The sequence below is a fragment of the Protofrankia sp. CiP1_Cm_nod1 genome (assembly GCF_920888515.1).
In the GTDB taxonomy this organism is placed as follows: domain Bacteria; phylum Actinomycetota; class Actinomycetes; order Frankiales; family Frankiaceae; genus Protofrankia.
The window spans coordinates 16,212-32,241 of sequence record NZ_CAKKTM010000150.1; the positions used below are offsets into that span (position 1 = coordinate 16,212).

Below are 16,030 nucleotides of genomic sequence, written 5' to 3' on the forward strand. Positions count from 1 at the left end.
CGTCTTTCTCGGCGGGTGCGGCAGTGGCGCACCCGCCGCGGGCGGCCGGCGGGCGCCGGGCCGTGCCGCGAGTACCGCCGCCGGCCCAGTGGGTGGACCGCTGTCGGCGGCGGGCCCGGCCGCTGGCGGGCTCGACGTCCACGCCGAGAACGCCAGGCCCGGCAGCGACTGCGGTCTTGCCCGGCTCGGCTACAACCACGCGGTGGAGGGCTGGCTCGACCGCGCCAGCGTCCGGCCCGGGGACGGCGTCCGCCTGTTCGCCTCCACGACCGCCGCCTCGTTCAGGGCCTCGGTGTTCCGGATCGGCTGGTACGGCGGCCGGACCTGCCGTCTGGTGGCCGAGGCCGGGCCTTTCCCCGGCCGGGTGCAGGCTGCCGCCTCCCGTGACCCGAAGACCAACACGGTCACCACCTCCTGGCAGCCGACCACCACGTTCGACACGGGCGGCTGGCCGCCCGGCGCCTATCTGATCCGGCTGGACGACGCCGACGGGTTCCAGACGTATGTTCCGTTGACGGTCCGCAGCCCGACGACCGCCGGGCGGCTGGTGATGCTGAGCGCGGTCACCACCTGGCAGGCGTACAACGCCTGGGGCGGCTACAGCCTCTATCACGGCCCGAAGGGCTTTGACGACCGGGCCCGGGTCGTCTCGTTCGACCGGCCGTACGACTACGGTGACGGCGCGGCGGACTTCACCGGCAACGAGGCCCCCGTCATCATTCTCGCGGAAAAGCTCGGCCTGCCCGTCGCGTATGCCACCGACATCGACCTGCATGCCGATCCGCGGCTGTTGGACGGCGCGCACGCGGTCATCTCCATGGGGCACGACGAGTACTACTCGCCCGCGATGCGGGACGCGTTGACACGGGCCCGCGACCGCGGGGTGAACCTCGCCTTTCTGGGGGCGAACGCGGTGTATCGCCGTATCCGGCTCGGGCCGACCGCTACCGGGCCCGACCGGCTGGAGACCGCCTACAAGGTCGCCACCGAGGATCCGCTCTACGGTGTGAACGACCCCGCCGTGACCGCGAACTGGCCCGCCCCACCGGCGGCCGCTCCGGAGAGCGCGCTCACCGGCGGTATGTACCAGTGCAATCCGGTGCACGCAGACCTGGTCGTCCAGAATCCCGCGCACTGGTTGTTCGCCGGCACGGGGGTGACCGCCGGTACCCGGATACCGGGAATGGTCGGGTCCGAGTACGACCGGGTCGACTTTTCATATCCGACACCATCGCGGATCGAGGTGCTCGCTCATTCCCCGGTCGTCTGCCACGGCCGGCCCGACCACGCCGACATCAGCTACTACACGGCCGACTCGGGCGCGGGGGTGTTCGACTCGGGGACCAGCGCGTGGGTGTGCGCGGTGACCGACGTGTGCGGCCCCGGGGCGACCGGCCCGGCGGTGCGGGACTTCGCGACCACCGTCACAACCACGTTGTTGACGACGTTCGCGCAGGGCCCGGCCGGGCGGTTGCACCCGGGCGGACGTTCCGTGCCGGCTGACGACGCCGGCTCGCCCGGCCCGCACACGGGCAACGAGCGTTAGGCCCGGCCCGCACACGGGCAACGAGCGTCAGGGGCCTGTCTGACGGGTGTTGGTCGATACGGGCGGTGATACCGGCGTCGGCGGGGAGCGCGCCGAACTGTCCGGCCGGTCAGGGTGGTGTCAGGAGGTATCCGACGAGGGCGCGTTTGATCTCGTTGGAGGCCTCGGGCCGGGCGGACGCCGGGGCTTCGGCCAGGCGGCCACCGACACTGGCCGGCTGGACATCGTGGTCAACAACGCCGGCCTGGCGGCGGGCTTCGGAACTGGCTTCATGATCTTCCAGAAACGGTCGGCTCGCCGACGGGCTGGGCTCCGGCGGTGGTCACCGTGCACCGCCGGCCGGACCTGTCGAGGAGAACGGCTCCGAGCTCGTGTTCGAGCTGTCGGATCTGGGCGCTGACTCCGGATTGGCTGATGTACACCCGCTCGGCCGCCCGGGTGAAGTTCGCCTCCTCGGCGACCGCGACGAAGTACTCCAGCTGCCCGAGTTGCATATCCGGAGATGCCAGCTCCGAGCAGTAACAGATGTTGGACTGCTGGCGCTGGTTCGTGTTCACTGAAAGTGAGCACTTCCGATCTCGCATTGATCCGCACTCGCATCGAAGGGAACCGCTTATGTCCGCCAAAGAGAAGGCGCAGAAGCCGGAAGACCTTACGCGTCTTTTTGTGGAGCGCGCCAACGAAGGGGACGCCGCGGGCATTGCGGCTCTCTACGAGGAGAATGCGGTCATGGCCTACCCGCCCGGCAGCCGGACGGTCGGCCGAGCCGCCATCCAGGACCTGTGGGAGAAGATCCTGGTCAACGTGCCCCGCTTCGAGCTGGAGCCGCCGCTGCCGACCCTCATAACTGGCGACATCGCGCTCACATCCACCCTGGCCAGGGACGGCGCGGGCGCCCGCGCCCAGGTGGCCCGCAGGCAGCCCGACGGCAGCTGGCTCCGTCTGCTCGACCAGCCCGAGTTCGTCACACCGGCTCCATAGCGCGGAAGAACATGTTCGTTGCGGGCGGCTCACCGTCGGAGCCGGGCTCGGCCCGCCGTCGCGTCACCGCGAGTTGTGTCGCGGGGTTTCTGTCAGGCCGGCCCGTATCCGCTGGGCCGGCGCCCGGGCGGCCGGCTTGACCGTTCCCGCTTCCCCCGCGGGCCGCGCTGGGCCTGGAAGAGCCCACCGGCCGACAAACGGGGCGTTGGGAAACTGGTTGTCGTTACCGCGGCGAGATGAGTTACTGGTGCTGGTTTCCGACCGGGTGAGGTACGTGTCGGTGAAACATGCGGTGACGGAAGGACGATGGTGAGCGACGATCGTGACGAGTTCGCCTTCCTCGCCGAGGACGCGGCGGAGGTAGGCGCCCCGGCCGGCCTGCCAGCGGTACGCCGGGTTGGCGCCACGACCGCGGCCGGTGCGGTCAGCGCGCTGCTCTGGGGTGACGCTCCGGACCTCACGCTGCTGCACGGCGGCGGCCTGAACGCCCACACCTGGGATGCGACGCTCCTGGCGCTCGGCCGGCCGGCCCTCGCGGTGGACCTGCCGGGCCATGGCGACTCGGCATGGCGCGACGACTTCGACTATGCCCCGCGTCCGAACGCGCGGGCCGTGGCCGCCGTCCTCGACGCCGTCGCGCCGGGGGCACGGCAGACCGTTGTCGGCCAGTCGCTGGGAGGCGTCACCGCGATCGCCCTGGCCGAGTCGCGTCCGGATCTGGTCGAACGCCTGGTCATCGTGGATGTCAGTCCTGGTCTGCGCGCCGAGGACGCCACCCAGGTGAGGGACTTCCTCGCCGGGCCGCAGGTGTTCGGCTCCCGCGAGGAGATCGTGGAGAAGGCCCTCGCCGCCGGGATCGGGTTCTCGCGGCGGGCGCTCGCCAGAGGCGTCGTGCTCAACACCCGGGTGCGTGACGACGGCACGGTCGTGTTCAAGCACCACCTCGCCAGCCCTCCTCCCGACGCGCGGCTGAACGTCGACTTCCGCGACCTGTGGCCGGCGCTGGAGGCCACAGCCGTCCCGGTGCTCCTGGTCCACGGCACGCACGGGTTCCTCACACCGGAGACGGTCGGCGAGTTCCGCTCCCGCGTCCCACGGGCCGAGATCGTCGAGATCGAGGCGGGCCACAACATCCAGGAGCATCAGCCGGCCGCGCTCGCCGCCGCGCTCTCCGGCTTCCTGGCCGAGTCATGAGCGCCGGCCTCCGCCAGGCCACGGAGTGGATCAGGCTCGTCCCGGCGGGCCGTCGCGCCCGCGCTGCCCGAGCCGACGCTGACCAGACCAGACCAGACCAGACCAGCCCAGCCCAGACCAGCCCTGGCGGAGTGACAGGCGAGATCTGACGCGGGGCACGGGCCGCTGCCGGCGGCAGGTGGTGCACCTGATGCGGCCCGACACGGACCTGCCGGCCCGCCCGGCCGCATGCCCTCGGTGTTCCGCTGCCCTGGCAGGGATGATTCCGTAGCCGGGCCGTCCCGAGCCGGGAATGTATGTCGTTTCCGTGTCATCCGGTAAAAATGATGATTTTGCCGGTTCGGGTCGCCGTGTTTTACGGGTCGCTCGCGGGGTAGGGACGTCTGGGTATTGATGTCATTGAGGCGCTAATAATCCAGAGGGAGCGACAAATGGCGACGCAGGCCCCTGAGCGGACCCTCGGCGCGATCGCGAAAGGCGATTCCCCGGTGCTTGAAGAGCTCGTTCAGATGCATCTGGACACTTTGGAGAGGTCCGGTCTCGACGAACGTACCTACCACCTTGTCCGGCTGGCCGCGCTCATCGCCATGGACTCGGCGCCCGTCTCCTATCTGATGAACCTCGCCGTTGCCCGGGACGCCGGGCTGACCGCCGCCGACGCCCAGGGTGTGTGCACCGCCATCGCGCCGATCGTCGGGAGCGCCAGGGTCGTGTCGGCGGCTGGCAGCGTGCTGCGCGCGTTGGGATTCGAGGAGGCTCTTCCGGCGAACTGAGGGGACTGAGGGCTGTCCCGTCAGTCGGCTACGGCCCCCGATGCCGGCGGCGGATCTCCCTGATGGCTAGCGGTCCCGAACGACGCAACATGCGAACGACGCAACATGTAGGTGGCTTTCGTCGCCACAGCAGCGGTTTCCACCTACGGCCGACGGGTATCGACCGCGGCCGTAGGTGGTTTCCGTCGTTATGGCAGCGGTTTTTTCCCTGCGGTGGGGCGGTCTGCGCGTTCAGTCAGGCCCCTGGCGCGGGGGGTGGCTGGTGAGGCGGGAGGCCGCCCCGCCCGGAGTCCGTCGCGGCCGCTCCGGGGCAGCGTGGCCGAGCCTCCGCCGGGCGGGTGAGCGGGGCGCCCGCCTGTCCGGGACGGTCCCGGGTTCGGGACGGTCCCGGGGTGGCGGCCGTGCCGGTCGTGGGTTGTGGGGGCGGCCGTCGGTGTCAGGAAGCCGTCGGCGTGGAGAGTAACCGGCACTGGAGAGCAGTCCGCGCTGAGGGGCGGCTGGTTTCGGAGAGTAGTCGGGGCTGGCGAGCTGTTGGTATCAAAAAGTAGCGAGAGAATCGGGTTTCGTCGTCGATGGCCTGGTGGGGCGAGTCGTCAGATGGCTTTGAGTAATTTTATGGGTGCGCTGTGTCGAGTATTCCCTCGGCGTGCGCCCGGCTGGTCGATGATCGTTGATCGCCCGTAAATACCCCTTGCATTGTGTATGCATTATGCCTAGTCTTCCGGACGTAACGAAGGTCACACATCGGGTCTGACCTGTACATCGGCTGCCAGCCGGCACCAGAACGTGGAGAAGCGGTTGTCACCCGATCGTGTTGTCGGACTCGCCACGGCCAGGTCGGCGCATGCCGACGGCCGTGGTCCTGGCGTCATCGATGGCTCGCCCATCGCGCCGCGGTGCCCCTGGGGGGAGGAGGTGCCTGATGTGCTGGATGGCCGATGCGCAAGCAGTGCCCGTCCACACGCTGCTGGACTCGACGGATCCCGACCCGGTCCCGGTCTGGTCGGATGCGTGGCGTCGCCCTTGCCGTGCTGTCCGTCCCCGGCTTTGAGCCGGTACGTGACAGGACGCGGTCACGGTGGGGCACGATCACGCCCGGCGACGGGACGGCCGTGGTCGCGAGGCCCGGGCCGGCGGCCGCGGACCGTCCGCCACAGCGAACCGCATGCGTGACCGGCGTTCTCACCGCGGCCGTCCGCGGGTGACCACCCGCTTCCGGCGGGCAGGACGCGAAATCCCGAACATCGACTGATCACCGGCCGTACGTCCAGCCGTGCGTCCGGGCAGCCCGGTTATTCACCGACAGCTCGCTACAGAGCCGTGGCGATCTGTATGTCATAGCGATCCGTGCCGTTATCGAACCGTGCCGTAGTGAGATACCGGCACTCATCCGAAGACGACGCCGGGGGCCTGTCGCCGGCGTCGTCGACCACCAGAAAGGTGAGCCGCAGAAATGCCGACGACTCATAGCGTGAGTATTGGAGAACCCACCGGCAGATCCCGCTGGTCCGCCGGCCGTATGCGTTTACGTGTCCTGCTGGTCGCCTGCGTCGCGCTGGCCACGGCTGCCACCGCCTGCGGCAGCTCGTCCTCGGACGAGAACCCCGCACCGTCCGGCGGCTCCTCGCCGGTGGCCGCGGGCGGCGAGGTCGAGAGGGCCAACGCCTTCATCAAGCCCTACCTCACGCCGCCGACGAAGATCTCCATCACCGCGCCGCTGAACTCCACGCCGGAGCCGGGCAAGACCCTGGTGTACCTGCAGTGCGAGCAGCCGCAGTGCCAGGTGGTGGGTACCGGCGTGCAGGCCGCCGCGGAGGCCGCGGGCTGGCAGTTCAGGAGCATCCCCTTCCAGTCGACGAACCCGTCCACGCTGACCGCCGGCCTCACGCAGGCGTTGCGCTACAACCCCGTCGCCGTGTCCATCGTTGCCGCGCCGTACGCCCTCTGGTCGGGAAGCGTCCCGCAGTACCAGCAGGCCGGTGTCCCGATCATTCCGGTGTTCGTCGGGCCGGCGGAAATCAGCTCGACGGTCATTGCCAATGTCGCGAACTCTGACTACGCGGCTCTGCAGGGCCAGCTCCTGTCGGCCTGGCTCATCGCGGATTCGGGCGCCAAGGGGAAGGTGCTGTCGGTGAGCATCCCCGACTATCCGTACCTCGGGGCGGTGTCGACCGGTTTCGAGGCGGCCATCGCCAAGGACTGCCCCGGATGTGAAGTGACCAAGATCAAGGTTGGTATTCCGGACGTGGGCAACGGTGCGATCAACAGCACCATCGTCTCGGCGCTGCGCAAGGATCCTGCCATCAAGTACGTCGTCGTCTCGAACTCGGCGTTCGTGCAGCCGCTGCCCGCCGCGCTGAGCGCCGCCGGCCTGAGCGGCAAGGTCAAGATCGCGGGCTGCTGTGGCTCCAGGGCACAGGAGGAAGGACTGAAGACCGGGCAGTTCGCGGCGGTCACCGGTACCGGCGGCCGCTACGCCGGCTGGCTCGTCGTCGACGCGGCGATCCGTCACGCCCAGGGCCTGTCGATCCCCGAGAACGAAGGACTCTCCTCGGTCGGGCTGCTGACAAAGGACAGCCTGGTCGAGCCGAGCGACAGCTATGACCAGCCGACGGACTACGCGGACCAGTTCAAGGCCCTGTGGAAGCTTCGGTGAGTGCTCGGCCTGAGTCCGTCGCGGATCGCGAGCCGTCTGCGCTCGCGGTCCGCGGCGTCTCCAAGACGTTCTTCGGCAATCCGGCCCTGTCCGGCGTCGACATCGACGTGGCCGCCGGCGAGGTCCACGCGCTGCTGGGCGAGAACGGTTCGGGCAAGTCCACGATCATCAAGATCCTGGCGGGGTACCACCGGCCCGATCCGGGCGGTGAGGTCCTCGTTGCCGGCCGTGCCCTGGAGCCGGGCTCACCGGACTCCGCGTACGCCCTCGGCTGCCGGTTCGTCCACCAGGACCTGGGCCTGATCGACTCCCGTTCGATCGCCGACAACCTCGCGCTGGTCGCCGGGTTCCCGCTGAAGTGGGGCACCGTCCGGGACGGGGAGCTGCGGCGTACAGCGCGCCGGGACCTCGCCCGCGTCGGGCTGGATCTCGACCCGGATCTTCTGGTCGGGACGCTCTCGCCCGCCGAGCGCACGGGTGTCGCGGTGGCCCGCGCGCTCCGGGAGGACGCGTCCGCGCCGCCGGTGTCGCTGCTGGTGCTCGACGAGCCCACCGCCACTCTGCCCGACGCGGAGGTGCAGCATCTGCTGGCGATGGTGCGCACGGTGGCGAACCGCGGAGTCGGGGTTCTCTACGTGACGCACCGGCTGGAAGAGGTCTTCCAGGTGGCCACGACGATCACCGTGCTCCGCGACGGCCACCGGGTGGCCCGGGTCCCGGTCGCCTCGGTGAGCCGGGCGGAGCTGATCTCCCTGCTCGTCGGCACGGAGTTCGAGGACGTCCACCGGGTGTCGGCCGAACTGCCGGTGGAGCACGACGAGCCGCTGCTGGTCGCCGACGCGGTCTCGGCCGGCCCGATCGACCGGATCTCGCTGGAGATACGGGCGGGTGACGTCGTCGGGGTCGCCGGGATCACCGGCTCCGGACGGGAGAGCCTGCTGTCGGTCCTGTTCGGGGCCCATCCCAGACAGGCCGGCACGGTCCGCGTCGGGCAGACGGCCCTGCCGCCGTCACGGCCTGATCTGGCGATGAGGGCCGGCGTCGCGTTCCTCCCCCCGGACCGCAAGACACAGGGCGGCTTCCTCGACCTGGGCGTGCGGGAGAACATGACGATCAGTGACCTCGCGCCGTTCTGGCGTCGCCTGCGGCTGTCGCGGCGCCAGGAGAAGAGCGAGGTGACGGGCTGGATCGAGCGTCTGAGCGTCAGGCCGGCGGCGGCCGAGGCGCCGCTGTCCTCCCTCAGCGGCGGCAACCAGCAGAAGGTCCTGTTCGCGAAGTGGCTACGCCGTACGCCGAAGGTGTTCCTGCTGGACGAGCCGACGCAGGGCGTGGACATCGGCGCCAAGGCCGACCTGCACCTGGAGATCCTGGAGGCCGCGAGAGCCGGCGCCGGCGTCGTCGTCAGCTCGTCGGACACCGACGAGCTCGCGGCGTTGTGCCACCGGGTGCTGGTCCTGCGCGAAGGGCGGATCGCGGCCTCCCTGGCCGGCAGCGCCGTCACGGCGGCGGCAATTTCACACGCGTGCCTCGGCGCAGACCTCGGGGCGGGCCTCGGAGCGAACGATGGGGGGATTTCATGAGCGCGACAGACAGGCGCAGGTTCAGCTTCGGTCTGCAGAACTACAGCGGGCTCTACCTGTGGGCGACGTTCATCATCGTGTTCGGGATCTGGAAACCGGACCTCTTCCTGACCAGTGCCACGTTGCACTCGGTGGCCGCCGCTCAGGCGGTGTCGGCGATGCTGGCCCTCGGCCTGCTCATCCCGCTCACCGCCGGCGTGTACGACCTGTCGATCGGCGCGGTGACCAACCTGTCGACGGTGCTCGTGGTCGACCTGCAGACCGTGCACCACGTGGGCATGGGCCCGGCGATTCTCGTGGCGGTCGTCACGTCGGCCGCGATCGGGACGCTGTCTGGGTTCATCGTCGTCAAACTGAAGGTCAACTCCTTCGTCACCACGCTCGGCATGGCGACCGTCGTCGCCGCCGTTCAGACGATCATTTCGGGAGGAACCCAGCCGTTCCCGCCGGTCAGTTCGGCGTGGACCGGTTTCACCCAGCACACCGTGCTCGGTTTCCAGATCATCGTCCTCTACATGCTCGTGCTCGCGTTCATCGTCTGGTGGCTGCTCGACCACACGCCGGTGGGCCGCTACCTGTACGCCATCGGGGGCAGTTCGGAAGCCGCGCGGCTGACCGGGATCAGCGTGGGCCGCTGGACGTGGCTGTCGCTGATAGCGTCCTCCACCATTGCCGGGGCCGCCGGGATCTTCTATGCGTCCCTGTCCGGGCCGTCCCTGACCTTCGGCCAGGCGCTGCTGCTGCCGGCGTTCGCCGCGGTCTTCCTCGGCTCGACGCAGCTGCGGCCCGGCCGGTTCAACGTCTGGGGCACGCTGCTGGCCGTCTACGTGCTCGCCACCGGCGTGCAGGGCCTGCAGTTCGTCACCGGGGTCCAGTGGCTCAACGACATGTTCAACGGTGTCGCTCTGCTCGCCGCGGTGTCCTTCGCCGTCTGGCGGCAGGGGACGAAGGGCCGGCGCCGTGAGCGGGCGGCAGCCGCCGACGACACACCGGCCGAACAGCCCGCCGAGGCTGCGGACGTCAGACAGCCGGTCAGGTCCTGACGCTCAGGCGCCGCAACGGCCAGGCGGTCGTGGGGGCGGCCAGATGCCATGGCCGCCTGGTGCCGGGGCCGCCTGGTGCCGGGACCGCCTGGTGCCGGGACCGCCTGGTGCCGGGACCGCCGGGCGGTTGTGACGGGCGGAACCTGTGACGGTCAGCAGTCGTGACGGTCGAAGGCCGCGCGATGACGAACATCGTCGCGCGGCCGGCGGCTCTGGTGGCCCCCGGCGCGGTGCGGGGCGCGTCAGGTGAGGTATCACCGGCCGGACCGGGAACAAAACCGTGATGAATGCCCGGTCCCCGCGCCGTCAGCCGGACCCGGTGCCCGCCGCGAGCAACGGGCAATGGCGTTGCCCAGTCATCATCCGGTCAGCTCGGCCACTGGGGCGCGCGTGCCGGCGGAGGAGATTTTTCTGATATTCGGGGACGGGTGCGGATCGTCAGTTCGAATCAGGTCGTCGTTGTGGAGTTTCATCGCCCTGTCGAACGCGAAGCGATTACGGGTGCGGATCGCCTCGATGATGTCGGAGTGCACGTTCAGGCTGTGCCGGAGCATCGGTTCGTGGCCGTCGACGAACGTCGCCCGGCTCAGCGTCGCCTCGAGCAGGGCAACCACGCTCTGGTGCATGCCGTCCAGCACCGGGATCCGCGCGGCGGTGACCAGCGCGCGGTGCATGCTCATGGCGCCCTCGACGTAGCCGCGCGCGTCCCGGGCCGAGGCCATGTGGTCATAGGCGTCCTGGATCGCGTCGACGTCACCGGCGGTCGCGCGGTCGAAGGCGACGGCGGCCAGGCCGGCCTCGAGGTGCATCCGGGCCTCGAACAGCTGGAGGGGATGGGTACCGGAGTCGTGGAACCACAGGTCCATCGCTCCCAGCCGGACCTGTGGGGGCAGGCTGGCGACGAAGATGCCGCCGCCGGTGCCCGGGCGTACGCCCACCAGGCCCCGGTTGCGCAGGATCCGCAGGGTCTCGTTCATGACTGTCGGACTGATGCCGAACCGTTCCATGAACTCGACGCGCCGACCGAGGTGCGCGCCGATCGGCAGCCGCGTCTCGAGGATCTCGCCCTCGATGTCAGCGGCTACCTGCTCGGCGCGCGATTTGCGAGCAACCGAACCGGGTCGTCGTCTGGCCACGGGAACCTCTCCTCGGAGGTGGCGATGTGCCGTTCGAGTAGGACGATGTAAAGGCCAGAATTATATACATGATATCCGATGTCGGGGAAGGTTGCGCGCGTCCACGGAGCGGGAATGAAGTGCCGTATCTGATGTGTGAACCGTTCCGTCCGCGTTGGGCGGGCCCGCTGGTGGGCCACGGGCATTCCGCCGGGAGACCGGGCCGCGATCGTGGCGGGGCGTTCGCGTCCCGCGCATGATTCCCGTGGCATCCTCACGGCTGGTCGCTTCCCGGCCACGGTCACGCGTGGGCCCGCCCCCTGCGCCCGACCGGGCTGGCCGCACCGTGAACCGCTCCGCCCGCTCCGTCTGTCCCGTCCCCTCCGTCTGTCCCCTCCGTCTGTCCCGTCCGCTCCGTCTGTCCTGTCCGCCGCGTCCGTGCCGTCGGCCGGCGTCCGTGGGGACGTCTGCCGGGAGATTCATCGGGACGGCCGCCGGGGTGGCCGCGGAACATCTGTCCGGAATGTCCGCAGGACGTTCGAGATGTCCGACGGACAGCTGGCGGACAGACCGTCGTTGCGCGACGAAAAGCCTTTTAGGATGATCATCCAACGGTGGGACGCAGTGCGGTCACGATCGGCGGTAATGATCATGATGAATGTGTACCTTCTCGACGGTTTCCGGCTCGTCCGGAAGGACGTGGTGGTCAACCTCCCGGTGAGCGCGCGGCACTGCGGGAACCGGAAGCGGCACTGCGGGAACCGGAAGACGCCGGCCCGGCCGACGGCGGACGGGAGAAATAGGCAGACGGGGGAAATAGGCGGACGAGAGAGGGGGAGCAGGCGGACGGGGCGGGCAACGGCTGCCGCGGCGAATTCCCCGGCCGGCCCGCTGTAACGGGACCGCGGCCGGCGGGTCGGCCCACGAACCCTATTACCCAGGGTATTCGGCACGTTTCTGGTGACTTTCCGGATTTCATCGGTGCAGGCGTATGGCCCGAAAAATCCACCACCCGGCGGGCGTCCGGGAAGTGGGTGCCGCTGGTGCGTTTCCGGGTGCGGCATCATACTTGTGGGCACCGGGGCCGCCGGCCGGATGGCGGGACCGTCGGACGCCAGGAGGAAACGAGGAAATCATGGCTGCCATCGATCTCGACAAAGTGCTGGACAAGGCGTGGGCGGACAGGGAGCTGCCGGAGATCCTGGCCGCCCCGGTGTCGGCTCTGAAAGGGGTTTCCGACCGTGACGGCGAGCTGCTGCGAGAGGCATTCAACATCAAAACAGTGGCCGATCTGGCCAGTCTGAAGTATTTTCGCTGGGCTTCGGCGCTCGCCGCGCTGAACGTCCCGGCCAAGTAGGCCGGGCCCGGGGCTACGAATCCAGGCGGCCGGCCGGGTGGCCCGCCGGCCGGAGGTAATCCCGCACGGCCGTTGTGCCCCGGACCGTCTCAGGGGGCAATGCCCGTGCCCGGCCGCGCCATGTCGGCCGCCTCGTCAGCCCGTAATCCCTGTCACCCTCTTCGTGAAAGCCGTGCCCGGCCGTATGCCGTGCTCATCCACGCCGTCCCGGCGGCCACCCGGGCGGGACGGTGTGCCGCCGGCTGCCGGCCGCGCGTCCCGCGCCGTTCTCCTGATGTCCCTCGGCTCTCCCGAGGCCCCTCGTCCGTCGCGGAGCGAGGGTGGAGCAAATGGATCAGCGAAAAATTTCCGCTATCTCCGGTAGTGTCACGAATATTTTCGTCGTCGGGAATCTTCCGCTCTGCCGCGCGGCCCGCCGGTGACCGCGGCCGGGCCGGTCCGCCACGTTTGCCGATGCTCTTGTGACGAGGGTTACGTGTTGATGGTCACGGCCGCGGGATCATGTGCCGAACAACACGATCAGGCACCGGGCGGACGGATGATGAATGCAGCCGGATGCCCTCGTGGCCAATGATCCGGACACCTCTGCGTGTGGCGTGGCCGCGCCGTAGACTCCGGCTCGTTTGGCCGCGTTGTGTCGCGCTTCCTCAACAGGCCGAACATCGCCAACAGGTCGAACATCGCCCTTCGGGGTGACGCACGGTCGACCGGTAGGCCGCCTGGCGACTACGGGATGTGGTTATGAACGAACCCTTACCCTCGACGCGACTCCGTATCCGATGGAAGGCACTGGCAGTGACCGTCACAGAGCCTCTCCGGAGAAACCAGCACGACCAGCGTCTACGTACCTGGCTGCTCCAGGGCCTGGCCGAGCGGTCGCGGCGGCACGCGGGGCCGCACACCCAGCCGTCGGTCGAGCATCGACGGCACTCGTGGTGGCGTGTGATGTGTCTCACGGGAGTGGACTACTTCTCCACCCTTGGCTACCAGCCCGGCATCGCCGCTCTCGCCGCCGGCAGCCTCAGCCCGGTCGCGACCCTGATCCTCGTGCTGCTCACCCTCTTCGGGGCCCTGCCCGTCTACCGCAAGGTGGCGTCGGCAAGCCCCCACGGCGAGGGATCCATCGCGATGCTGGAACACCTGCTGCCGTGGTGGTCGGGGAAGCTGCTCGTCCTGGTCCTGCTGGGCTTCGCCGCCACCGACTTTCTCATCACGATCACCCTGTCGGCTGCCGACGCCACCGCGCACCTCATCGAGAACCCGTACGCCCCGCACTTCCTGCACGGCCACAACCTGCTGGTCACGCTGGTGCTGCTCGCCCTGCTCGCCGCGGTGTTCCTCAAGGGCTTCACCGAGGCCCTCGGTATCGCGGTCGCCCTGGTCATGATCTATCTGGCGCTGAACCTCGTCGTCGTGCTGGCCGGTGTGGCCCAGGTGCTGCGCACCCCGCACGTCGTCGACGACTGGCGCGCACTGATGGTGGCCGAGCACCCGAACCCCCTGGTGATGATCGGGGTGGCGCTCATAGTGTTCCCCAAGCTCGCGCTGGGCCTTTCCGGTTTCGAGACCGGGGTGGCGGTGATGCCGCTCATCCGCGGGGACGCGTCCGACACCGAGGAGCGTCCCACCGGGCGGATCCGGGGAACCCGGCATCTGCTCACCACAGCGGCGTTGATTATGAGCGTTTTTCTGCTGGCCAGCAGCATGGTGACAACCCTGCTCATCCCGAAGGCGGAATTCGAGACGGGTGGTGCCGCCAACGGCCGCGCCCTGGCCTATCTCGCCCACGAACTGCTGGGCACCGTCTTCGGGACCTGCTACGACATCAGCACCATCGCGATCCTGTGGTTCGCCGGGGCGTCCGCGCTGGCGGGGCTGCTCAATCTGGTGCCCCGTTATCTGCCGCGTTACGGTATGGCCCCGCACTGGGCGCGTGCGGTCCGCCCGCTGGTCCTGGTGTTCACCGTGGTCGCGTTCGTCGTCACGGTGCTGTTCCGGGCCAGTGTCGACAAACAGGCCGGCGCCTACGCGACCGGTGTGCTCGTCCTCATCACGTCGGCGTCGCTGGCGGTGACGCTGGCTTCGGCGAAACGGCGTCGGCGCGTGTACACCGCCGGGTTCGCGACCATCTCGACCGTCTTCGTCTACACCACCATCGCGAATATCATCGAACGGCCGGACGGCCTGATCATCGGTTCGTTCTTCATTATGGCGATCATTGTCGTGTCGTTCGCGTCGCGCGGGATACGCGCGTTCGAGCTGCGTGTCACGGACGTCCGCCTGGACGACACCGCGACACGGTTCGTCACCGAGGCCGCCCGCGCCGGTGAGCTGCGGCTGATCGCCAATGAACCGGACCTGCGCGACGCCGCCGAGTACTCCGACAAGGAACAGCAGGAACGTCACGACCTGCATATCCCCGACGGGGATCCGCTGCTCTTCGTCGAGGTGACGGTGTCGGACGCGTCCGAGTTCGAAAGCGAGCTGGACGTCCGGGGCGAGGAGCGTCACGGCTACCGGATCCTGAAGCTGACGAGCACCTCGGTGCCGAACGCGATCGCGGCACTGCTGCTGTACCTGCGTGACTTCACCGGTGAGCGGCCGCACGTCTATTTCGAGTGGGGCGAGGGAAATCCGCTGCTCAACCTGTTGCGGTTCCTCTTCATCGGGGTCGGCGAGGTCGCGCCTGTCACCCGCGAGGTGCTGCGTGAAGCCGAGCCCGAACCAGCCCGGCGGCCCTTCGTCCACGTCGGCTGACGCCCGGGGCAGCCGGACCACGCCCGGCTGGCAGGGCCGGCCGGGCGGTCGCGCAGCCGGGCGGTCGCGGTCGGCCGGTGACGCTCAGGGGCAGCCGGTACGGCTGATCGTGGTCACTGCGTCCGGCGCAGGACGATGCGGTCGCGCACCCGCGGTGGCAGCCGGGCGACGGCGGCGGCGATGTGGGCGTCCCTGCCGACGAGATAGCGGGTACGGGGCCGCTGGGTGGTCAGCGCGTGCACGATCACCTTCGCGACCTCCGCCGGGGGGATCCCGGCGGCCTCGTTGCGCTTCGCGCCCGCGCGGGCGGCGGCGATCTGCCTGCCGTACAGCGTGTCGACGGCCGGGGGCAGCGTCGCGAACAGCCGGTCGGCGGATGCCGCCGCCGACCGCCAGATCGGTGTGGTGACCGCTCCGGGCTCGATGAGGACGACGTCGATTCCCCAGGGGGCGAGCTCGATGCGCAGCGTGCTGGTGAGCGCGGCCAGCGCGAACTTCGACGCGGTGTAGGCGCCGAGCAGCGGGGAGACGACCCGGTCGCCGATCGAGCCCACGTTGACGATCCGGCCGTGCCCGTCCCGCAGCAGGGGGAGCACCGCCTGGGTGACGGCGACCTGGCCGACGACGTTGACATCGAGCTGGCGGCGCAGCTCCGCCGGCGGAAGGAACTCCACCGGCGCGGCGACCGCGATACCCGCGTTGTTGACCAGGCCGGCAAGGCCTTCGGCCCCGACGGTACCGCGGATGGTGACAGCCGCCGCCGCCACCGCCTCCGGATCGGTGACATCGAGCTGGACGGGCACGACCCGCTCGCCGAGCTCGGTCTTCAGCGCGGTCGCGTCCTCCTCCCGGCGTACGCCCGCGATCACCTGTCTGCCCTGGCCGATCAGGTGACGCACGGTCGCCGCGCCGATCCCTGTCGACGCTCCGGTGACCACGACGGTCCCCGGGGATGTGGTCATCGGCGGTCCCTTCTGGATGCCTCGGGCGCGGACCCGCGCCCGAACGAGCCTGTCGTCGGTTCGAGG

At 69.5% G+C, this 16,030-nt stretch carries 11 protein-coding genes and 1 pseudogene; 9 read left to right on the forward strand and 3 right to left on the reverse strand.

Going from position 1 to position 16,030, the window contains the following annotated elements; all coding sequences use genetic code 11:
- Positions 1–88: 88 nt before the first annotated feature.
- Positions 89–1,546 (forward strand): N,N-dimethylformamidase beta subunit family domain-containing protein, encoded by a 1,458-nt coding sequence (locus NBX02_RS07460; protein WP_250282868.1) that lies wholly within the window; start codon positions 89–91, stop codon positions 1,544–1,546.
- 311 nt (positions 1,547–1,857) lie between these two features.
- Here the strand turns inward: NBX02_RS07460 and NBX02_RS07465 are convergent.
- Positions 1,858–2,040: pseudogene (locus NBX02_RS07465) on the reverse strand (LysR family transcriptional regulator); the annotation flags it as partial.
- Between the two features lie 121 nt (positions 2,041–2,161).
- Between NBX02_RS07465 and NBX02_RS07470 the strand changes: the two are divergent.
- The 6 genes from NBX02_RS07470 to NBX02_RS07495 all read left to right on the forward strand — a co-directional run bounded on the left by NBX02_RS07470 (position 2,162) and on the right by NBX02_RS07495 (position 9,773).
- On the forward strand, positions 2,162–2,527 hold the full coding sequence (locus NBX02_RS07470; protein ID WP_250282869.1) for a nuclear transport factor 2 family protein: 366 nt from the start codon (positions 2,162–2,164) through the stop codon (positions 2,525–2,527).
- A 309-nt stretch (positions 2,528–2,836) separates the two neighbouring features.
- A complete protein-coding gene (locus NBX02_RS07475) occupies positions 2,837–3,721 on the forward strand; it encodes an alpha/beta fold hydrolase (RefSeq protein ID WP_250290587.1) in 885 nt (294 codons plus the stop codon).
- A 431-nt stretch (positions 3,722–4,152) separates the two neighbouring features.
- Positions 4,153–4,494, forward strand: a complete 342-nt coding sequence (locus NBX02_RS07480) for a carboxymuconolactone decarboxylase family protein (RefSeq protein WP_250282872.1) — start codon at positions 4,153–4,155, stop codon at positions 4,492–4,494.
- A 1,519-nt stretch (positions 4,495–6,013) separates the two neighbouring features.
- A complete protein-coding gene (locus NBX02_RS07485; protein ID WP_250290588.1) occupies positions 6,014–7,150 on the forward strand; it encodes a sugar ABC transporter substrate-binding protein in 1,137 nt (378 codons plus the stop codon).
- Positions 7,147–8,730, forward strand: coding sequence for a sugar ABC transporter ATP-binding protein (locus tag NBX02_RS07490; RefSeq protein WP_250282877.1), 1,584 nt, complete (start codon positions 7,147–7,149; stop codon positions 8,728–8,730). Before NBX02_RS07485 ends, NBX02_RS07490 begins: the two co-directional genes overlap by 4 nt.
- Positions 8,727–9,773, forward strand: coding sequence for an ABC transporter permease (locus NBX02_RS07495; protein ID WP_250282879.1), 1,047 nt, complete (start codon positions 8,727–8,729; stop codon positions 9,771–9,773). Before NBX02_RS07490 ends, NBX02_RS07495 begins: the two co-directional genes overlap by 4 nt.
- A 359-nt stretch (positions 9,774–10,132) precedes the next feature.
- Here the strand turns inward: NBX02_RS07495 and NBX02_RS07500 are convergent, their stop codons facing one another.
- Positions 10,133–10,909 (reverse strand): FCD domain-containing protein, encoded by a 777-nt coding sequence (locus tag NBX02_RS07500; RefSeq protein WP_250282881.1) that lies wholly within the window; start codon positions 10,907–10,909, stop codon positions 10,133–10,135.
- Positions 10,910–12,023: 1,114 nt separating this feature from the next.
- Here NBX02_RS07500 and NBX02_RS07505 point away from each other — a divergent pair.
- Positions 12,024–12,245, forward strand: coding sequence for a hypothetical protein (locus NBX02_RS07505; protein WP_250282883.1), 222 nt, complete (start codon positions 12,024–12,026; stop codon positions 12,243–12,245).
- A gap of 741 nt (positions 12,246–12,986) precedes the next feature.
- Positions 12,987–15,002 (forward strand): amino acid transporter, encoded by a 2,016-nt coding sequence (locus NBX02_RS07510; RefSeq protein ID WP_445548310.1) that lies wholly within the window; start codon positions 12,987–12,989, stop codon positions 15,000–15,002.
- 113 nt (positions 15,003–15,115) lie between these two features.
- On the opposite strand, the gene NBX02_RS07515 is transcribed toward NBX02_RS07510, so the two are convergent.
- Positions 15,116–15,964: an SDR family oxidoreductase gene (locus tag NBX02_RS07515; protein ID WP_250282886.1), complete on the reverse strand. Its 849-nt coding sequence runs from the start codon at positions 15,962–15,964 to the stop codon at positions 15,116–15,118.
- Positions 15,965–16,030 lie beyond the last annotated feature (66 nt).